Annotated in this window: 20 protein-coding genes; 15 read left to right on the forward strand and 5 right to left on the reverse strand. The window is 68.3% G+C overall.

The window, feature by feature from the left end:
• The 4 genes from BOSE46_RS04685 to BOSE46_RS04700 all read left to right on the forward strand — a co-directional run bounded on the left by BOSE46_RS04685 (window position 1) and on the right by BOSE46_RS04700 (window position 2,857).
• Complete coding sequence (locus tag BOSE46_RS04685) at window positions 1–762, forward strand: hypothetical protein (RefSeq protein WP_159538714.1); 762 nt, start codon at window positions 1–3, stop codon at window positions 760–762.
• A 77-nt stretch (window positions 763–839) separates the two neighbouring features.
• Window positions 840–1,388, forward strand: coding sequence for a hypothetical protein (locus tag BOSE46_RS04690; RefSeq protein WP_159538716.1), 549 nt, complete (start codon window positions 840–842; stop codon window positions 1,386–1,388).
• 91 nt (window positions 1,389–1,479) lie between these two features.
• Entirely contained in the window at window positions 1,480–2,205 is a 726-nt protein-coding gene (locus BOSE46_RS04695; protein ID WP_159538718.1) for a GAF and ANTAR domain-containing protein, read from the forward strand.
• Window positions 2,206–2,272: 67 nt separating this feature from the next.
• Window positions 2,273–2,857: a hypothetical protein gene (locus BOSE46_RS04700; protein ID WP_159538720.1), complete on the forward strand. Its 585-nt coding sequence runs from the start codon at window positions 2,273–2,275 to the stop codon at window positions 2,855–2,857.
• A gap of 9 nt (window positions 2,858–2,866) precedes the next feature.
• On the opposite strand, the gene BOSE46_RS04705 is transcribed toward BOSE46_RS04700, so the two are convergent.
• The gene (locus BOSE46_RS04705; protein WP_159538722.1) at window positions 2,867–3,172 is read right to left on the reverse strand and encodes a hypothetical protein; all 306 of its coding nucleotides are present in this window, start codon (window positions 3,170–3,172) and stop codon (window positions 2,867–2,869) included.
• 113 nt (window positions 3,173–3,285) lie between these two features.
• On the opposite strand from BOSE46_RS04705, the gene miaB reads away from it, so the two are divergent.
• The 3 genes from miaB (at window position 3,286) to BOSE46_RS04720 (ending at window position 7,258) form a co-directional block, all read left to right on the forward strand.
• Window positions 3,286–4,749, forward strand: a complete 1,464-nt coding sequence (gene miaB / locus BOSE46_RS04710; RefSeq protein WP_159538724.1) for a tRNA (N6-isopentenyl adenosine(37)-C2)-methylthiotransferase MiaB — start codon at window positions 3,286–3,288, stop codon at window positions 4,747–4,749.
• Window positions 4,750–4,765: 16 nt separating this feature from the next.
• A complete protein-coding gene (locus tag BOSE46_RS04715; protein WP_159538726.1) occupies window positions 4,766–5,527 on the forward strand; it encodes a glycoside hydrolase family 16 protein in 762 nt (253 codons plus the stop codon).
• A 120-nt stretch (window positions 5,528–5,647) separates the two neighbouring features.
• Complete coding sequence (locus BOSE46_RS04720) at window positions 5,648–7,258, forward strand: alpha/beta hydrolase (RefSeq protein WP_159538728.1); 1,611 nt, start codon at window positions 5,648–5,650, stop codon at window positions 7,256–7,258.
• Between the two features lie 60 nt (window positions 7,259–7,318).
• On the opposite strand, the gene BOSE46_RS04725 is transcribed toward BOSE46_RS04720, so the two are convergent.
• Window positions 7,319–7,603, reverse strand: a complete 285-nt coding sequence (locus BOSE46_RS04725) for a hypothetical protein (protein ID WP_159538730.1) — start codon at window positions 7,601–7,603, stop codon at window positions 7,319–7,321.
• 74 nt (window positions 7,604–7,677) lie between these two features.
• Between BOSE46_RS04725 and BOSE46_RS04730 the strand changes: the two genes are divergently transcribed.
• Genes BOSE46_RS04730 through BOSE46_RS04740 form a run of 3 tightly spaced genes read left to right on the forward strand, consistent with a single transcriptional unit; the run spans window position 7,678 to window position 9,246 of the window.
• Window positions 7,678–8,235 carry a DinB family protein gene (locus BOSE46_RS04730; protein ID WP_159538732.1) on the forward strand — a complete coding sequence of 186 codons (558 nt, stop codon included), beginning with the start codon at window positions 7,678–7,680 and terminating at the stop codon, window positions 8,233–8,235.
• 2 nt (window positions 8,236–8,237) lie between these two features.
• Window positions 8,238–8,639: a hypothetical protein gene (locus tag BOSE46_RS04735; RefSeq protein ID WP_159538734.1), complete on the forward strand. Its 402-nt coding sequence runs from the start codon at window positions 8,238–8,240 to the stop codon at window positions 8,637–8,639.
• 46 nt (window positions 8,640–8,685) lie between these two features.
• Window positions 8,686–9,246 (forward strand): HhH-GPD-type base excision DNA repair protein, encoded by a 561-nt coding sequence (locus BOSE46_RS04740; protein WP_159538737.1) that lies wholly within the window; start codon window positions 8,686–8,688, stop codon window positions 9,244–9,246.
• 6 nt (window positions 9,247–9,252) lie between these two features.
• Here the strand turns inward: BOSE46_RS04740 and BOSE46_RS04745 are convergent, their stop codons facing one another.
• Complete coding sequence (locus BOSE46_RS04745) at window positions 9,253–9,849, reverse strand: hypothetical protein (protein ID WP_159538739.1); 597 nt, start codon at window positions 9,847–9,849, stop codon at window positions 9,253–9,255.
• Between the two features lie 36 nt (window positions 9,850–9,885).
• Here BOSE46_RS04745 and BOSE46_RS04750 point away from each other — a divergent pair, with 36 nt between their 5' ends.
• Window positions 9,886–10,530 carry a hypothetical protein gene (locus BOSE46_RS04750; protein ID WP_159538741.1) on the forward strand — a complete coding sequence of 215 codons (645 nt, stop codon included), beginning with the start codon at window positions 9,886–9,888 and terminating at the stop codon, window positions 10,528–10,530.
• On the opposite strand, the gene BOSE46_RS04755 is transcribed toward BOSE46_RS04750, so the two are convergent.
• On the reverse strand, window positions 10,531–10,749 hold the full coding sequence (locus BOSE46_RS04755; RefSeq protein ID WP_159538743.1) for an antitoxin: 219 nt from the start codon (window positions 10,747–10,749) through the stop codon (window positions 10,531–10,533).
• Between the two features lie 77 nt (window positions 10,750–10,826).
• On the opposite strand from BOSE46_RS04755, the gene miaA reads away from it, so the two are divergent.
• The 3 genes from miaA to hflX all read left to right on the forward strand — a co-directional run bounded on the left by miaA (window position 10,827) and on the right by hflX (window position 14,070).
• The gene (gene miaA / locus BOSE46_RS04760) at window positions 10,827–11,741 is read left to right on the forward strand and encodes a tRNA (adenosine(37)-N6)-dimethylallyltransferase MiaA (RefSeq protein ID WP_159538745.1); all 915 of its coding nucleotides are present in this window, start codon (window positions 10,827–10,829) and stop codon (window positions 11,739–11,741) included.
• Between the two features lie 113 nt (window positions 11,742–11,854).
• Window positions 11,855–12,691 carry a diaminopimelate epimerase gene (gene dapF, locus BOSE46_RS04765; protein ID WP_159538747.1) on the forward strand — a complete coding sequence of 279 codons (837 nt, stop codon included), beginning with the start codon at window positions 11,855–11,857 and terminating at the stop codon, window positions 12,689–12,691.
• Entirely contained in the window at window positions 12,688–14,070 is a 1,383-nt protein-coding gene (gene hflX / locus BOSE46_RS04770) for a GTPase HflX (RefSeq protein ID WP_159538749.1), read from the forward strand. The genes dapF and hflX overlap by 4 nt, the downstream gene beginning before the upstream one ends.
• Here the strand turns inward: hflX and BOSE46_RS04775 are convergent.
• The gene (locus BOSE46_RS04775) at window positions 14,058–14,549 is read right to left on the reverse strand and encodes a GNAT family N-acetyltransferase (protein WP_159538751.1); all 492 of its coding nucleotides are present in this window, start codon (window positions 14,547–14,549) and stop codon (window positions 14,058–14,060) included. The genes hflX and BOSE46_RS04775 overlap by 13 nt on opposite strands.
• Window positions 14,550–14,698: 149 nt before the next feature.
• Between BOSE46_RS04775 and BOSE46_RS04780 the strand changes: the two genes are divergently transcribed.
• Window positions 14,699–16,648 carry an ATP-dependent DNA helicase gene (locus BOSE46_RS04780; RefSeq protein WP_159538753.1) on the forward strand — a complete coding sequence of 650 codons (1,950 nt, stop codon included), beginning with the start codon at window positions 14,699–14,701 and terminating at the stop codon, window positions 16,646–16,648.
• Window positions 16,649–16,670: the final 22 nt, after the last annotated feature.

Consider the following 16,670-nt stretch of genomic DNA (forward strand, 5'->3'; position numbering starts at 1 on the left):
GTGAGCCTCACCGAGACCGCGCCTCAGCGTGTCGATGACACCGACCACGAGGGCAGCGCGGTTATGTGGTTGACGTTCGGGTTGTTCCTGGCCCAGCTCGGCGCGTGCATCGGCATCTATCTGGTGCTCCGATCCTCCCGTTGGTCGCTGCCGTGGAAGCTGGCCGCCGTTGCGCTGCCCGGAGTCCTTGTGGGAACCGCGAGGATCGCCCCCAAGGACGGGGCGACGGTCCAATGGGGTTTCTGGATCCTCTGGCTCGCCTTCCTTGTCTGCGCATTCCGGGTGCTTGGCAGCGCGGCGTCACGCGGTTCAGGTCAGCGTGAGCTGAGCTGGTTCACCGCGCTGCCGCTGGCGATCATCCTGGTGGCGCTCGGGTCGCTTCCGTTGGCGCGGTTGCACCCCATCGGCTCGTACGACTACCGCGACGACGTGCTGGCCGCCGCCCACGACGCCGACCGGGCCGGCGAGCCGTATGGCGTGATCACCGAGTCGTTCGACGACAGCAGCGACGAGACCACGGTCGCGACCGTCAAGCGTCTGGCCGGTCCGGGCAACGCCCGGTTCGTCGCGATCTTCGACAAGCTCGAGGCCGAAGTCGGTGGCTTCGAGACCTCAAAGCTCTCGCGTCAGCAGCTCGGGACCTGTTACGTCTTCCCGGTCGTGACGTCCAGGCGCGACGGCATCGAGGGCGTCACAGCCCTGTCGCGCCACTGCACGGGGCCGTCGGAGGCAAGCTCGTCCACCCGCTTGACCGATCGGTGACACAGCTGCTCTGCCCATAGGGTTTGGCACGGACGTACCCCGGGTATGTCAACGGCTCCCGACCTCGAGGAGTATCGATGACCCGTGACACCGTTTCCCGCTCGCTGCACGATCTTGGGCTGGCCGCCTGGTTCGGAGGAACTCTGGCCAACGCCGTCTCGTTGAACCCGGCCGCCGGTGCTGCGCAGGGCGCCACCGACACGGGTGCCGTCGTGAACGTCGGCTGGGATCGCTGGACGCCGGTCAACGCCGCCGCCATCGGCGCCCACATCGCCGGCAGCCTCGGCCAGATCCAGGGCAACAAGGGACGCATCCACGCGCAGAAGGGTGTCGCGTCGATGGCGTTGCTCAAGACCGGACTGACCGCCGCCGCCCTGGGCGTCACGGCGTACAGCCGCGTGCTCGGCCGCAGGGTCTCCGAACAGACCCGCGTACCGGCCGAGTCCGGCACCGAGCCTGCGCCGGCGACGCCGCCTGAGGTTGCCGCAGCGCAGAAGCAGCTGCGCCTGCTGCAATGGGCGGTCCCGGCTGTCACGGGCGCGCTGGTCGTCATCAGCGCGTTCGCGGGCGAGCAGGAGCGCGCGTCGGAGGTCCACAAGGGCCTCGTCCAGCGCATCGTGGGCTAGTTCAAACGAGACAGTCGGTCCCGACCCGGTGGACCTTCATCGCCGTATGCTGCGACTGCGTGCCGCAGCGCACGGCGATGGAGGTGGGAGCATGCCGATCGACGATCCTGAGGTCTTCGCGAGCCTCGCCGAGTCCTTGGCCGAGGCGGACGGCGTGCCGGAGACGATCGAGCAAATCGTCGCGTACGCCGTCGAGGCGATCGACACGGCGTACGGCGGCATTACGCTCATCGAGCCCGGTGGCCGGTTCACTACCGTCGGCGCCACCCATGGTTCGGTCGCGGAGGCTGACCACATCCAGTACGAGCTCGGCGAGGGCCCGTGCGTCGACGCTGCCGCGGAGTCCAAGATCGTCGTGTCGTCCTACATCGCCACCGACGAGCGGTGGCCGCAGTGGGGACCGAAGGCCAGTGGTCTCGGCTTCAACAGCGTCATCTCCGCTGAGCTCCACGCCCGCGGCCGGCGCATTGGCGCCCTGAACCTCTACGGCGCCTCGGAGGCCACGTTCACTCCTGAGGACATCGCCTTGGCGGCGCTGTTCGCACGCCAGGGCGCGCTCGCGCTGGGCTACGCCCGCACCGAGGAGGGCCTGCGTGAGGCTCTCGAGACACGTACGGTCATCGGCCAGGCTCAGGGACTGCTCATGGAGCGGTTCGGGATCGACGCCGACCGTGCGTTCTCGACCCTTCGGCGCTACTCGCAGCACCACAACATCAAGCTCAAGGCGTTGTGTCACCAGCTCGTCGAGACGCGCGCGCTGCCGGCGCAGGACCCGAGCGACGTGATGCAGCCCGAAGCGCTGTCCGAACCGGCGTGACCGAGGTCGCCGGACGGGTTGGGCGAAAGGTCTACGCAACCCGCTCCTCGGCGATAGGTTCGGGCGCGTGTCACAACCTGTCGCCTCTGCCGCCGCCCCTCGCCGCCGATTGATCGTGCTGGGGGTCGGTGCACTCGTCCTGGCGGTCGCGGCGGTCCTGCTGCTGCGGGTCGTCACTGCAGATCACGGGCGCCTGGTCACCGACACCGAGGGATCCGATAGGCCCTCCAGCACAGAGGGTCCTCATCTGCCTGGCCGTGATCGCTTCCACGTCGCGTACGCCGGAAGCCTCTGCATCGAGCACACCAGCGTCGCGACCATCACCTCGATCGAGCCGCGTGATGCCCACGGCGGGCTCGAGGTGTCAGCATTCTCGGTCTTCCAGCGTCCGGCAGATCACGCGGTTGGTGACGAACCGGGTGATCGGCTGGGCGACATGCCCGACTACTTCGGTGGCCCTACCGTCGGCAGCGTGTGCAAGAAAGGGCCGCTCGAGGAGATCGCGCTCGAGTTCTACAAGCCGGGCCGGCGGGATGCCTGGGCGAGCGACTTCACGGTGCACTACGTCGCGGACGGGCACGCGCGCACGACGAACATCCAGATGGGCGTGGCGATGTGCGAGAAGAAGGGCTGCAACCCCTTCAAGGTCTGACCGGCCGCGTCAGAACGTACGGTTGCCGGCTCCACGCCAGTTGATCTTCGCCAGCCCGCGACTGACGAGAAAGCCGACCGTCAGCAAGGTGACGTAGAACCAGGCCTGCGCGGCGCTGAACCCCGGCCCGGGCCCGTCCTCGTCGATGATCGCCGACGTGATGAACACGCCGAGCACTGCCAGGACGTACAGGATCATCTCGATCGTGAGGTACGCCGACTGTGAGCCGGTCGAGACGCGGAGGTCTCCGAGGTCGCGGGTGTCGCCGTCGTCATCGCGGCGGCGTTGTGGTTCGAGCGGTTCGTTGGCGGACATCGTGCACCTCTTTCAAACGGAGCCGCGCCGGGACTCGGCGAGCCGTCAGGAGGTGTACCCGAGTCGTGCTGCGCGAAACGATGCCGACAACCTCCACGTACGATTGACCAGTCATGACGAAGACCTATGAAGTGCGCACGTACGGCTGCCAGATGAACGTGCACGACAGCGAGCGGCTGTCGGGCCTGCTGGAGACCGCCGGCTACGCGAAGGCTGAAGAGGGCACGCCAGACTTGGTCGTGTTCAACACCTGCGCCGTGCGCGAGAACGCCGACAACAAGCTCTACGGCAACCTGGGCCACATCGCGTCGGTCAAGGAGCAGAACCCCGGCATGCAGATCGCCGTCGGCGGCTGCCTCGCGCAGAAGGATCGCGACACGATCACGAAGCGCGCGCCTTATGTCGACGTCGTCTTCGGCACGCACAACATCGGCTCGCTGCCGGTCCTGCTGGAGCGCGCCCGCATCGCCGAGGAGTCGCAGGTCGAGATCCTCGAGTCGCTCGAGGTCTTCCCGTCGACGCTGCCGACCAAGCGCGACTCGGTGTTCGCCGCGTGGGTGTCGATCAGCGTCGGCTGCAACAACACCTGCACGTTCTGCATCGTCCCGAGCCTGCGCGGCAAGGAGAAGGACCGCCGTCCGGGCGAGATCCTCGCCGAGATCGAGGCGCTCGTCGCCGACGGCGTCGTCGAGGTCACCCTGCTGGGCCAGAACGTCAACTCGTACGGCGTGGAGTTCGGCGATCGTCAGGCGTTCGGCAAGCTGCTGCGGGCGTGCGGCGACATCGAGGGACTCGAGCGCGTACGTTTCACCAGCCCGCACCCCAAGGACTTCACCGACGACGTCATCGCCGCGATGGCCGAGACGCCCAACGTCATGCCCCAGCTGCACATGCCGCTGCAGTCAGGCTCCGATCGCGTGCTCAAGGCGATGCGCCGGTCATACCGGCAGGAGAAGTTTCTCGGCATCATCGACCGCGTACGTGCCGCGATGCCGGAAGCCGCGATCACGACCGACATCATCGTGGGCTTCCCAGGCGAGACCGAGGAGGACTTCGTCGAGACGATGGAGGTCGTGCGCAAGGCGCGGTTCACCAGCGCGTTCACGTTCCAGTACTCCCAGCGGCCCGGCACGCCCGCCGCGGACCTGCCCGATCAGCTGCCCAAGGCAGTCGTGCAGGAGCGCTACGACCGGCTCATCGAGGTCGTCAACGAGGTCGCGTGGGACGAGGCGCGCAAGCAGGAGGGTCAGGTCGTCGAGCTGCTCGTCGCCGACCACGAGGGCAAGAAGGACGGCGCCACCCACCGCCTCACGGGGCGCGCCCGCGACAACCGGCTGGTGCACTTCGTGCCCGGCGACCACGCCGTACGCCCGGGGGACATGGTCGAGGTGCGCATCACGTACGCGGCTCCGCACCACCTCGTGAGCGACGACGAGCCGATCTCCTTCCGGCGTACGCCCGCCGGCGACGCCTGGGAGTCGCGCCAGGGCAGGACCGAGGTGCGATCGGTCGGACTCGGCATGCCGACACTGGGCGTCCCGGCGCCCCTGCCGCCCGCCGAGGCATGCGCGATCTGAGGCGAAGGGGCAGCCGGTGGACGAGCCATTTCACGACTCGTTCGACGATGGGCCCCTCGACCGGGGCCGCTGGTTGCCGCACTACCTGCCGCACTGGAGCTCTTGTGCTGAGTCCGCGGCGACGTACGAGGTGCTGGACTCCGAGCTGCGGTTGAGCATCCCGCACGATCAAGGGCTCTGGTGCGCAGACACCCACGCCAAGCCGTTGCGGGTCTCTGGAGTCCAGTCGGGTGCCTTTTCGGGACCGGTCGGCAGCACCGTCGGCCAGCAGCCGTTCGCCGACGACCAGGTCGTACGCGAGGAGCAGCCCGCGTGGTGGGGCTGGACTCCCGAGCACGGCCGCATCGAGGTGCGAGCCCGGATGGAGCTGTCCGAGACCTCGATGGCGTCGGTGTGGATGATCGGGCTCGAGGACAGCCCGGAACGGTGCGGGGAGATCTGCCTGTTCGAGGTGTTCGGCAACACGATCGCCGCGGACGGCGCACGTGCTGACGTCGGCACCGGCGTGCACCCGTTCCGGGATCCGTCGCTCGTCGAGGAGTTCTCCGCCGAGCCGCAGGACATCGACATGCGCGCGTCGCACTCGTACGCCGTCGAGTGGCGTCCAGACGGCATCGACTTCCTGCTCGATGGGCGGGTGGTGCGCCGGTCGTCGCAGTCACCCAGCTATCCGATGCAGATGATGATCGCCGTGTTCGACTTCCCCGATCCAGGCTCCGAGCCGACGCACGTGCCCGTGCTGGCTGTCGAGGACGTACGCGGCGAAACGCTGCGGTAACCCGCTGAAATGTGCCCGCGATCAAATCGTCACCTGCAGACCGTTGCGCATGTCAACGATCTGGGCGCAGGATGAGGAGCCTTCTGCTCGACCGAGCAGTAACTCTATTTGGGGGGACACATGCGCAAGACCTTGCTCTCTGCGGCAGCGACGATCTCGCTGACCGCATTGGTGCTCTCGGTGCCATCGGTGGCGCAGGCGAAGACCGCCTCGCCGGCCGCCGGCACCACGATCGACTGGGGGACGTGCGCCAGCGCCGGGCTCCAGGCCCGTGGCGCCCAGTGCGCCAAGATCCCGGTGCCACTCGACTACAAGAAGCCGAACGGCACGAAGATCAAGATCGCGATCTCCCGGATCAAGCACACGGTGCCTGACAGCCAGTACCAAGGCGTCATGCTCGTCAACCCCGGCGGCCCCGGTGGCTCGGGACTGACGTTGTCGGTGCTGGGGGAGTACGTCCCCAAGGACGCCGGCAAGGCATACGACTGGATCGGCTTCGACCCGCGCGGCGTGGGCTCGAGCGAGCCGGCCGTCTCCTGCGACCCTAACTACGCGGGCTACAACCGCCCGCCGTACGTCCCGACGACTCGCAGCATCGAGCGCGCCTGGTTCAAGAAGACCAACGCGTACACGAAGGCCTGCGACGCCAAGAACGGCAAGATCCTCGACCACCTGACGACGATCGAGTCCGCCAAGGACATGAACTCGATCCGCAAGGCCCTCGGCGCCTCCAAGATCAACTACTACGGGTTCTCCTACGGCACCTACCTCGGTCAGGTCTTCGCGACGCTCTACCCCGACAAGCTGCGCCGGGTCGTGTTCGACGGCACGGTCGACCCCCGCGGAGTCTGGTACAAGGCCAACCTCGACCAGGATGTCGCGTTCGACCGCAACATCAACATCTGGTTCGGGTGGCTGGCCAAGCACGACAGCACCTATCACCTCGGCGCCACCAAGGCCAAGGTCAGCAAGCTGTTCTACGCGACGCAGAAGAAGCTCTACGCCAACCCGGTCCAGGCCTCGGGCGGCAAGCTCGGTGGCAGCGAGTGGACCGACGCGTTCCTCTACGCCGGCTACTACCAGTCGACGTGGCTGGACCTCGCTGACACCTTCTCGAAGTTCATCAACGACAACGACGTCGATGCTCTTGAGGCGTCCTACCTCGATGCGAGCGGCTACGGCGACGACAACGGATATGCCGTCTATCTCGGCGTGCAGTGCACTGACGTGTCCTGGCCGCAGAGCTGGCGCACGTGGGCGCGCGACAACTGGGCCATCCACGCGATCGCACCGTTCGAGACCTGGTCGAACGCCTGGTACAACGAGCCGTGCCGCCACTGGCCGGCCAAGTCGCACACCCCCGTCAAGGTCACCGGCAAGCACGTCAAGAGCCTGCTGATGATCAACGAGACCCTGGACGCGGCGACCCCGTTCCCGGGCAGCCTCGAGGTCCGCAAGCGCTTCCCGGCCGCGAGCCTGATCGCCGTGCCCGGTGGCACGACGCACTCCAACTCGCTCAACGGCAACGCCTGCGTCGACGACGCGATCGCCGACTACCTGCTGACCGGTGCCAAGCCGGCCCGCAAGTCCGGCAACCGCCCGGATCTCAACTGCGCGGCGCTCCCGCAGCCCGAGCCCGAGGCCGCAGCGAAGATGCAGGCGCAGGAGCGGTCCGCCGCCCCGGCCGGCATCACCCGGTTGGACCTGCAGAAGGAATCGCTGGTCCGCTAGCCGTACGACGATGGGCCGCCCCGATCACTCGGGGCGGCCCATTCGGCGTTGTTGTCGCGCTCAGGAGTCTGCGCGCGACAGCCACCGCGGCGTCGTCAGGACTCCGAGCAGGTTCAAGGGGAGCCACAGCGTCGCGTAGGCGATCAGCAGAGCCCGTATCGAGCCGTCCGGACCGAACTTCTGGGCGGCGACGAACAACGACCCCAACGCGACCACCACGACGACCGCCCGGCCGGCCAGCCAGAGGCGCGGATGACGTGGATGGCTCTCCGGAGTATTCATGATGGCGCCGATCGACAGGATCGTCACGCCGACGGCGATGTTCTGAACGAGTGTGTTCCCCACGACGTGGAAACTATCAGCGACGGGGGAGTGGTGACAGGCTGATTGTGTCTCCGGACGACGTGAGGATGGACACCATGACGATCAAGGACGACCTGCACGCCAAGCTCAAGGCGAGCCGAGCCGTGATGCTGGCGAGGGTCGAAGGCCTCAGCGAGTACGACATGCGGCGCCCGATGACGCCGACCGGCACCAACCTGCTCGGGATGATCAAGCACCTGGTCGGTGTCGAGCAGGTCTACTTCGGCGACTCGTTCGACCGGCCCCCGCCCGACACCCTCCCGTGGAACGAGGACGGCTCGGTCTGGGAGGGTGCCGACATGTGGGCCACGGCCGACGAGTCGAGTGACTACATCCTTGACCTGTACGCGCGGGCGTGCTCGCACAGCGACGCAACGATCGACGCGCTCGACCTCGACACCCCGGGCCGGGTGCCGCACTGGCCCTCGCCCGACACGACGCTGGGCTACCTGCTGGTGTGGGTGCTCGAAGACACGGCGCACCACGCAGGCCACGCTGATATCTGCCGCGAGCTGATCGACGGGAGCACGGGGTCAGACACCGCGACCAGCAACACCGACTGGTCGACGTACCTGGATCGCATCCAGGCCGCGGCTGACAGTTTCCGGTCCTGACCATGGTGTGGAGGCTGCCGCGCGTACGCCGCGACCGCGATGTGCGCGACGCCATGAAGGGCCGCGCGAACTTCGCCGTGCACACGTCGGTCACGATGATCGCGGCGTGTCTGTGGGACTGCGGCGAGGACGAGCTGGCCGAGCGGGCCCTCGCGATGAGTGCAGACGATCACGCGGCGATCCAACGCATCCAGGCTGTCTACGAGGATCGGAACTACCCGCTCCCTGTAGAAGGCCAACGGATCACGCATCGGCACGTGGCCGCACTTGCGGCGGTCGCCTACTTCGAAGGTTCACTCCGGCCGTTGGCACGGGCGCGGAGGCGTCCCGAGAAGCAGCGTCCTGTGCGGTTCACTCCGGACCCTCCAAGTCCGCTCGGCGAATATTTGAGGAGAAGTAGTTGACCCCAGACCTTGGCGAGCGGGCTGCACGCGGTGGCAGGATGAGGGCATGGCCATCCGCATCGCCCAGGACCCGCACGCCGACGAGGTCCTGACCAACGACTCGTTCGCACTGCTCGCCGGGATGCTGCTCGACCAGCAGTTCCCGATGGAGCGCGCCTTCGCAGGGCCGGCGAAGGTGCTCGACCGGTTCGGCACGCTCGATCCGTCGGCCATCGCCGCGGCTGAGCCTGAGGCGTTCGCCGACCTGTGCGCGACCCCGCCGGCGATCCATCGCTACGGCCGTTCGATGGCCGGACGCCTGCAGGCGCTGGCCAAGGTCGTCGCCGAGGAGTACGACGGCGACGCGTCACGCATCTGGACCGAGGCCCGCACGGGCGAGGCGTTGATGAAGCGCCTGCGGGCGCTGCCCGGGTTCGGAGAGCAGAAGGCCAAGATCTTCACGGCGCTGGTGGCCAAGCAGCTCGGCGTCAAGCCTGCCGGGTGGACCACGGTCGTGGGTGACTACGGCAAGAAGGGCTACCGCTCGGTCGCTGACGTCGTCGATCCGGACTCGTTGGCCAAGGTGCGCGCGTTCAAGCAGGAGAAGAAGGCCGCAGCCCGGGCCTGAGCCGGCTCAGGCGTCGGATCCACCATCCGAGTACGGCTCGAGCAGCACCGACGGCACCTCGCACGCCGGCGCGCCGAGGAAGGCGTCGTTCATGCGCAGGTCGATCTCGTTGCCGTGCTCGTCGGTCGGGATGTCGAAGCTCGCCGCCGTCCCGCCGAGCAGGATCTCCTGCGCGTACGCCTTGCGCGCCTCGACGAGCCGATCCCAGTCCGTCAGCCACTCGTTGCTGGGCGGGTCGCTCGTCAGCAGGTTGCGGGCCTCTTCGCGGATGTCGCGCACCATGTCGATCACCGCAGCGTTCTGCTCGAGGATCGACTGCGCCTGACGTGAAGCGCTGCCGTGAATCGGCAGCGACTCGACCGTCGTCGTCATCTGGTCGCACTCACTCTCGATGACGGAGATCAGCTCGCTGTCGTCGATCAGGCCCGGCGCGCTGGCGGATCCGGCGGCGATGGCGATCGTCAGCATCGTTGCCCCGGCGATCAGGCTGAAGACCATGGCCGCGATCGCGACCCACCTCCATCGCGGCGACACCGGCGGCGGGGGGAACTGCCAGGCGTTCTGCGCTGGTGGATAGCTGGGCAGCCCCCGGGAGTCGAACACGGCTCCATCGTGTCACGGCCGGGTAGCCTCTGACCCGTGATCCGCGCAGTGGCCGTGTGCCCTCATCCGCCGATGATCATCCCCGACATCGCGTCAGGGGCGGTCGACGATCTGACGACGCTGCGTTCTGCCTGCGACGCGGCGGTTTCGACGATCCTGGCGACGGATCCGGAGCGCGTCGTGGTGCTCGGCGCGGGCGAGCCCGGCGAGGATCGTGACGAGTCGGCCGGCGGGACGTTCGCGCCGTACGGGCTGGAGCTGCACGCCGGTGGCCCTGGCACCGGCCTCCCGCTGAGTCTCACCGTCGGCGCGTGGCTGCTGGACCGCGCCGGCTGGGCCGGCCCCCGGACGTACTCGACGGGTGTGCCTGACGTCGGCGGGCGAGTGGCCCTGCTGGTCATGGCCGACGGCAGCGCCAAGCGGTCGACCTCGGCGCCGGGGTTCTTCGACGACCGGGCGGAGGCGTACGACGCGTCGATCGCGACGGCGTTGCGCGACGGTGACTCGGTAGCCCTGGCGTCTCTCGACCTCGATCTGGGCGTCGAGCTGTGGGCCGCCGGCGCGCCGCCGCTGCGCACCCTCGGGCACATGACGAAGGACGCCGACATCACCGCGAGTCTTCGCGTCGATGTGGCGCCCTTCGGTGTCGGCTACTGGGTGGCCGACTGGGTGCTCGGCTAGCTACTTGTTGCCGTCTTCGGCGAGCTTGTCGACGCTTTCTTGAGCCTTGTCGGCGGCGCCGTCGATCTTGTCCTCGTACTTGCCCTTGGTCGCCTTGTTGACCGCGTCGGCAGCCTTGTCGATGCCGGCGTCGATCTTGTCGTTCTGGCTCGCGGCGAGGTCCGCGGCCTTCTTCTTGAGCTCAGGTGCCTGCTTCTTGAACTTGTCGAGGAAACCCATGGCTTCCCTCCTTGATTCATGAGAAGTGGGGCCAACCGCCCCCGTATGGGTCCACACACTACTGCGAGACTGGCAGCATGTCTGTGTCCGTCCGAGTCGTGACAATCGTCGGTCCGACCGCGTCCGGCAAGACATCCTTGGCAGTTGAACTGGCTCATCGGCTGGGCCGGGCCGAGATCGTCAACGCCGACTCGATGCAGCTCTATCGCGCCATGGACATCGGCACCGCGAAGCCCTCGGTCGAGGAGCGTGACGGCGTACCGCACCACCTGTTCGACGTGCTGGGCGTCGAGGAGACGGCCACGGTCGCGGAGTTCCAGACCATGGCCCGGGCCGCGATCGCGGACTGTCATGCGCGCGGCGTCACGCCGATCCTCGTCGGGGGATCGGCGCTGTATGTCCGCGCGGTGCTCGACCGGCTCGACTTCCCCGGCACGGACCCGGCCGTACGCGATCGGTGGAAGGACGAGCTCGCCGCCCGCGGCCCCGATGCGCTGCACGCCGAGCTCGCCCGCCGCGATCCTGCTGCGGCGGCGCAGATCCTGCCGACCAACGACCGCCGCGTCGTGCGGGCGCTCGAGGTCATCGAGATGACGGGGGAGCCGTTCGCCGCGACGATGCCGGCGTACGAGTCTGTGTTCGAGGGCCTGACGATGTTCGGCCTCGATGTGCCGCGCGATGTCCTCGACGTACGCCTGGCCGCACGGGTCGACCAGATGTGGGCAGCAGGATTCGTCGACGAGGTCCGCGAGCTGCGTGAGGTCGGGCTGGAGGACGGCCTGACGGCCAGTCGTGCGCTGGGCTATCAGCAGATCCTGGCATTCCTGCGCGGCGAGACGACCGAGGACGAGGCGCGCGAGGCCACCGTCACCGGCACGCGGAAGTTCGCCCGGCGGCAGGACCGACTGTTCCGCAAGGACCCGCGGATCCACTGGCTCCCGTACGACGCAGAAGACCTCGTCGACCAAGCACTCACCCTCATCGGTGGTTGAGGTGGTTTCGAGGCTACGGCCGCGGGCGGCCTTCGCTCCTCAACCACCGGTGGTTGAGGAGCCCGAGGAACGAGGGCGTCTCGAAACCACCACGGCCCACTAGACTGGGATGTATGACTTTTCCATGGCTCAAGGGGCACGGCACGGAGAACGACTTCGTGCTGCTCCCGGACCATGACGGCACGATCCACGGTGAGCTGGAGGGTGCCTTCGTGGCCGCCCTCTGCGACCGTCGGCGTGGCATCGGCGCCGACGGCGTCATGCGTGTCATCCGCACCGGGGCGCTCGGCGAGACCTCGGCCGGCACGTGGTTCATGGACTACCGCAACGCCGACGGCTCGGTCAGTGAGATGTGCGGCAACGGCATCCGGGTCTTCGCCCTGCACCTCGTGCAGCAGGCGCTCGTCGATCCTGCCGAGCCGATCGTCATCGGCACCCGCGGCGGCGACAAGACGATCACCATCGACCCTTCGACAAGCTCAGGGACCATGGCGTTCAGCGTCGACATGGGCACGCCCGAGGTGCTGGGCGTCTCCAAGGTCGGCGCCGCCGGGAACACCTGGGAGGCGCAGGATGTTAGAACAGGCAACCCCCACGCTGTCGCCTTCGTCGACCATCTGGGTGACGTCGGCAGCCTGCTGACGCAGCCCGACTACGACGAGTCGGTCTATCCCGAAGGCGTCAACATCGAGTTCGTCGTCCGCGAGGGCGAGCACCACGTCGCGATGCGTGTGCACGAGCGAGGTTCGGGGGAGACGCGTTCCTGTGGCACCGGCGCCTGCGCCGTGGCCGTGGCGACTGCGGTGGCCGACGGGGCCGATCGACCCGCGACATACCGGGTCGACGTACCCGGTGGCACGCTGCACGTCAGCTGGAACGCCGACAACCACATCGTTCTCACCGGCCCTGCCGAGATCGTCGCGCAGGGCACCATGGATTGGATTGCATGACCGACATTTCGACAGGCAGCACCGAGGGCCTGGAGCTCGAGGAGCGCAACTCGTTGCGGCGCGTCGCCAACCTGCGCACCGAGCTCGAGGACATCACCGAGGTCGAGTACCGCCAGCTCCGACTCGAGCGCGTCGTCCTCGTCGGCGTATGGACCGAGGGCACCGCTGAGGACGCCGACAACTCGCTCGCCGAGCTCAAGCTGCTCGCGGAGACGGCCGGCTCCGAGGTGCTCGACGCGCTGATCCAGCGACGCCAGAAGCCCGACCCCGCGACCTACATCGGCAGCGGCAAGGTCGAGGACCTCCGCGCCGCAGTCGTCGCGACCGGCGCCGACACCATCATCTGCGACGGCGCCCTCGCACCCAGCCAGCTGCGCAACCTCGAGGACCGCTGCAAGGTCAAGGTCGTCGACCGCACCGCGCTGATCCTCGACATCTTCGCCCAGCACGCCAAGTCCAAGGAGGGCAAGGCGCAGGTCGAGCTCGCCCAGCTGCAGTACCAGACCCAGCGCCTCCGCGGCTGGGGCGGCAACCTCTCCCGCCAGGCCGGTGGACAGGCCGCCGGCGGCGAGGGCATCGGTGGCCGTGGCCCCGGTGAGACCAAGCTCGAGACCGACCGGCGACGCATCCAGATGAAGATGACGAAGCTGCGTCGAGAGCTCAAGGAGCTGGGCAAGGCCCGCGAGACCAAGAAGGCCAACCGCAAGCGTCACGAGATCCCGTCAGTGTCGATCGCCGGTTACACCAACGCCGGCAAGTCGAGCCTGCTCAACCGGCTGACCGACGCCGGTGTGCTGGTCGAGGACGCGCTGTTCGCGACGCTGGATCCGACCACACGACGTACGCAGACCTCCGACGGGCGTGTCTACACGATGTCCGACACGGTCGGCTTCGTGCGCAACCTGCCGCACCAGCTCGTCGAGGCGTTCCGCTCGACGCTGGAGGAGATCGCCGAGTCCGACCTGATCCTGCACGTCGTCGACGGCTCGCACCCCGATCCCGGCGGCCAGATCGCGGCCGTGCGCAGCGTGCTCGCCGACGTCGACGCGCTCGACGTCCCCGAGATCATCGTGATCAACAAGGCTGACGCCGCCGATCCGCTCGTCATCAAGAACCTGCTCGCGCGCGAGCCGCACGCCGTCGTGGTGAGCGCCCGCACCGGCGAAGGGATCGACGAGCTGCTCAGCGCGATCGAGGCCGACCTGCCGCAGCCGGCGACCCACGTCGACGTCCTGCTGCCGTACGCCCGCGGTGACCTGCTCAACCAGATCCACACGCAGGGCGAGATCGAGTCGCTCGACCACGAGTCCGACGGCACCCACGTGGTCGCACGGGTCCACGGCCAGCTGGCCAGCGAGCTCGAGCCCTACACGGTCTGAGTCCGCAGGTCCTTCTCGTAACGCAACGCCGGCACGGTGAACGTGCCTGCGTCGGTCTCGGCGGAGTAGTCGAACGGTCCCGCGTCCACCCAGCCGCGGCGCTCGTAGAACCGGCGGGCTCGTACGTTGCCAGCCACGACCGCGAGCCACGCCCGGTCGTACGTGGCGGCCACGATCTCCTCGCCGCGGTCCAGCAGGATGGCGGCGGTGCCGGAGCCGCGGGCCGATGCGTCGACGTAGACCTGCTCGACCTCGTCGTCGTGCATCGTGACGAATCCAACGACGCGACCGTTCGCCACTGCGACGGTCGTGATGGGTATGCGTGAGGGCACGAGGCCGAGGAAGTGCTCGAGCGTGCGGTGTGCGTGCAGTCCGGCCGGCACGTGCCCGGCGTGGCCGTCGGCCCAACCGCGATGCCACACGCCGGCGACTGCCTCGATGTCGGCGTCGTTCGCAGCGCGCAGCGTGATCTCAGGCATGACCAGGACGCTACCGCGACTCTCGCTCCTTGAGCCTGTCGAAAGAACCTGCCGGGAATCGGTACGTCCTTTCGACAAGCTCAAGGACCGGGGCCGCCCCTGTGGACGCGGCCACGATGCAAGGCGCTGTGCCGACTAGCCTTGCGCTCATGCCCTCCACGCCTGATGTACGCGCGGTCCTCCATGCCGCCGTCGAGGCTGTCGGAGGCGAGGACCGGCCGGGCCAGATCGAGATGGCCGAGGCGGTGCAGCACGCGCTCGAGAGCGGGGAGCACCTGCTGGTCCAGGCGGGCACCGGCACCGGCAAGTCGCTGGGCTATCTCGTGCCGAGCCTCCTGCACGGCAAGCGCGTCGTCGTCGCGACCGCCACGCTCAACCTGCAGCACCAGCTCGTCGAGCGCGACATCCCGGCGCTCAAGGATGCTGCCCGGGCGACCCTCGACGTCGTCCCGCACCACGCCGTCGTCAAGGGCCGCGGCAACTACGCGTGCCTGCACCGCATCCGCGAAGGCGCCCCCGACGACCAGGGCACGCTCGTGGACGTACCCGAGGGCTCGCTCGGCGCCGAGGTGCTCGAGCTTCGCGAGTGGGCCGAGGAGCAGGCCGAGGGCGGGCACATGGCCGACCGTGACTCCGCGCCCGCACACACCGAGCGCGCCTGGCGGCAGGTCAGCGTCAACCACCGCGAATGCCTCGGTGCCTCACGTTGCGCCCACGCGCTCGAGTGCTTCGCCGAGCGAGCGCGCGAGGACGCCCACACGGCCCAGGTCGTGGTCACCAACCACGCGCTGCTGGCGATCGACGCGATCGACGGCGTGCCGATGCTCCCCGAGTACGACGCGGTGATCGTCGACGAGGCGCACGAGCTCGCCGCACGGGTCACGCAGGCCTCGACGGACGAGCTCGACCCCGTCGTCGTCGAGCGCGCTGCCCGCCGTGCCCGCGTGCAGGTCGAGGGCAAGGAGGCGGACGACCTCACAGACGCCTCCGACGCACTCGCCGACGTACTGGCCCGCACCGACGAGGGTCGCATCGACGACCCGCCGCAGCCGCTCCGCGAGGTGCTGGCATTCGTACGCGATGCGGCTCGTGCCTGCCTCTCGGCATTTCCCAAGGACAAGGACAAGGGCGAGCCCGACGCCGCGCGGCAACAGTCCCGCGGCATGGTCGACGACATCCGCAAGATCGCCGAGCGCATGGCCGCCAAGGGCGAGACCGAGGTGCTCTGGATGAGCGACAACCGCGGCAACAAGCAGCTCCACATCGCGCCGATCGACGTGTCGGCGAGCCTGCGGGACAAGCTCTTCGGCGACAAGACCGTGGTGCTCACCAGTGCGACGCTCAAGCTCGGCGGCGGCTTCGACCCCGTCGCGCGCTCGCTGGGGCTGGAGCCCGGTGATGACTCGTGGAGCTCGCTCGACGTCGGCTCGCCGTTCGACTACCGCAAGCAGGGCATGCTCTACGTCGCCCGTGACCTGCCGCTGCCGGGCCGCGACGGCCTCGAAGAGGCGCAGCTCGCCGAGATCACCTCACTCGTCGAGGCCGCCGGCGGACGTACGCTCGGGCTGTTCTCGTCGCGTCGCGCCGCCGAGAAGGCCGCCGAAGAGGTACGCACGAGGTTGCCCGACATCGACATCTGGTGCCAGGGCGACGCGCAGCTGCCTGAGCTGGCCCGCCGCTTCGCCGAGACGTCGAGCACCTGCCTGTTCGGCACCCTCAGCCTCTGGCAGGGGGTCGATCTGCCGGGGGACACCTGCCAGCTGGTCATCATCGACCGGGTGCCGTTCCCGCGGCCGGACGACCCGCTGATGAGCGCACGTCAACGACTTGTCGAGAAGCGCGGCGGCAACGGCTTCATGAGCGTCGCTGCGAGCCACGCGGCCCTGCTGCTCGCGCAGGGCACGGGTCGCCTGATCCGCCGGGCGACTGACAAGGGAGTCGTGGCGATCCTCGACCCTCGCATCGTGACGGCTCGCTACGGATCGTTCCTCGCCGCATCGCTGCCCGACATGTGGCGTACGACGGACCGAGATGTTGCCCTGGCAGCGTTGCGCCGCCTCGACAAAGCCGCGAATGCCGCTACAACGGCCGAGGTTTGATAGCCTGTCGCAGTCTCTCTCC

The sequence above is a fragment of the Aeromicrobium sp. 9AM genome (genome assembly GCF_902506105.1).
GTDB lineage: Bacteria > Actinomycetota > Actinomycetes > Propionibacteriales > Nocardioidaceae > Aeromicrobium.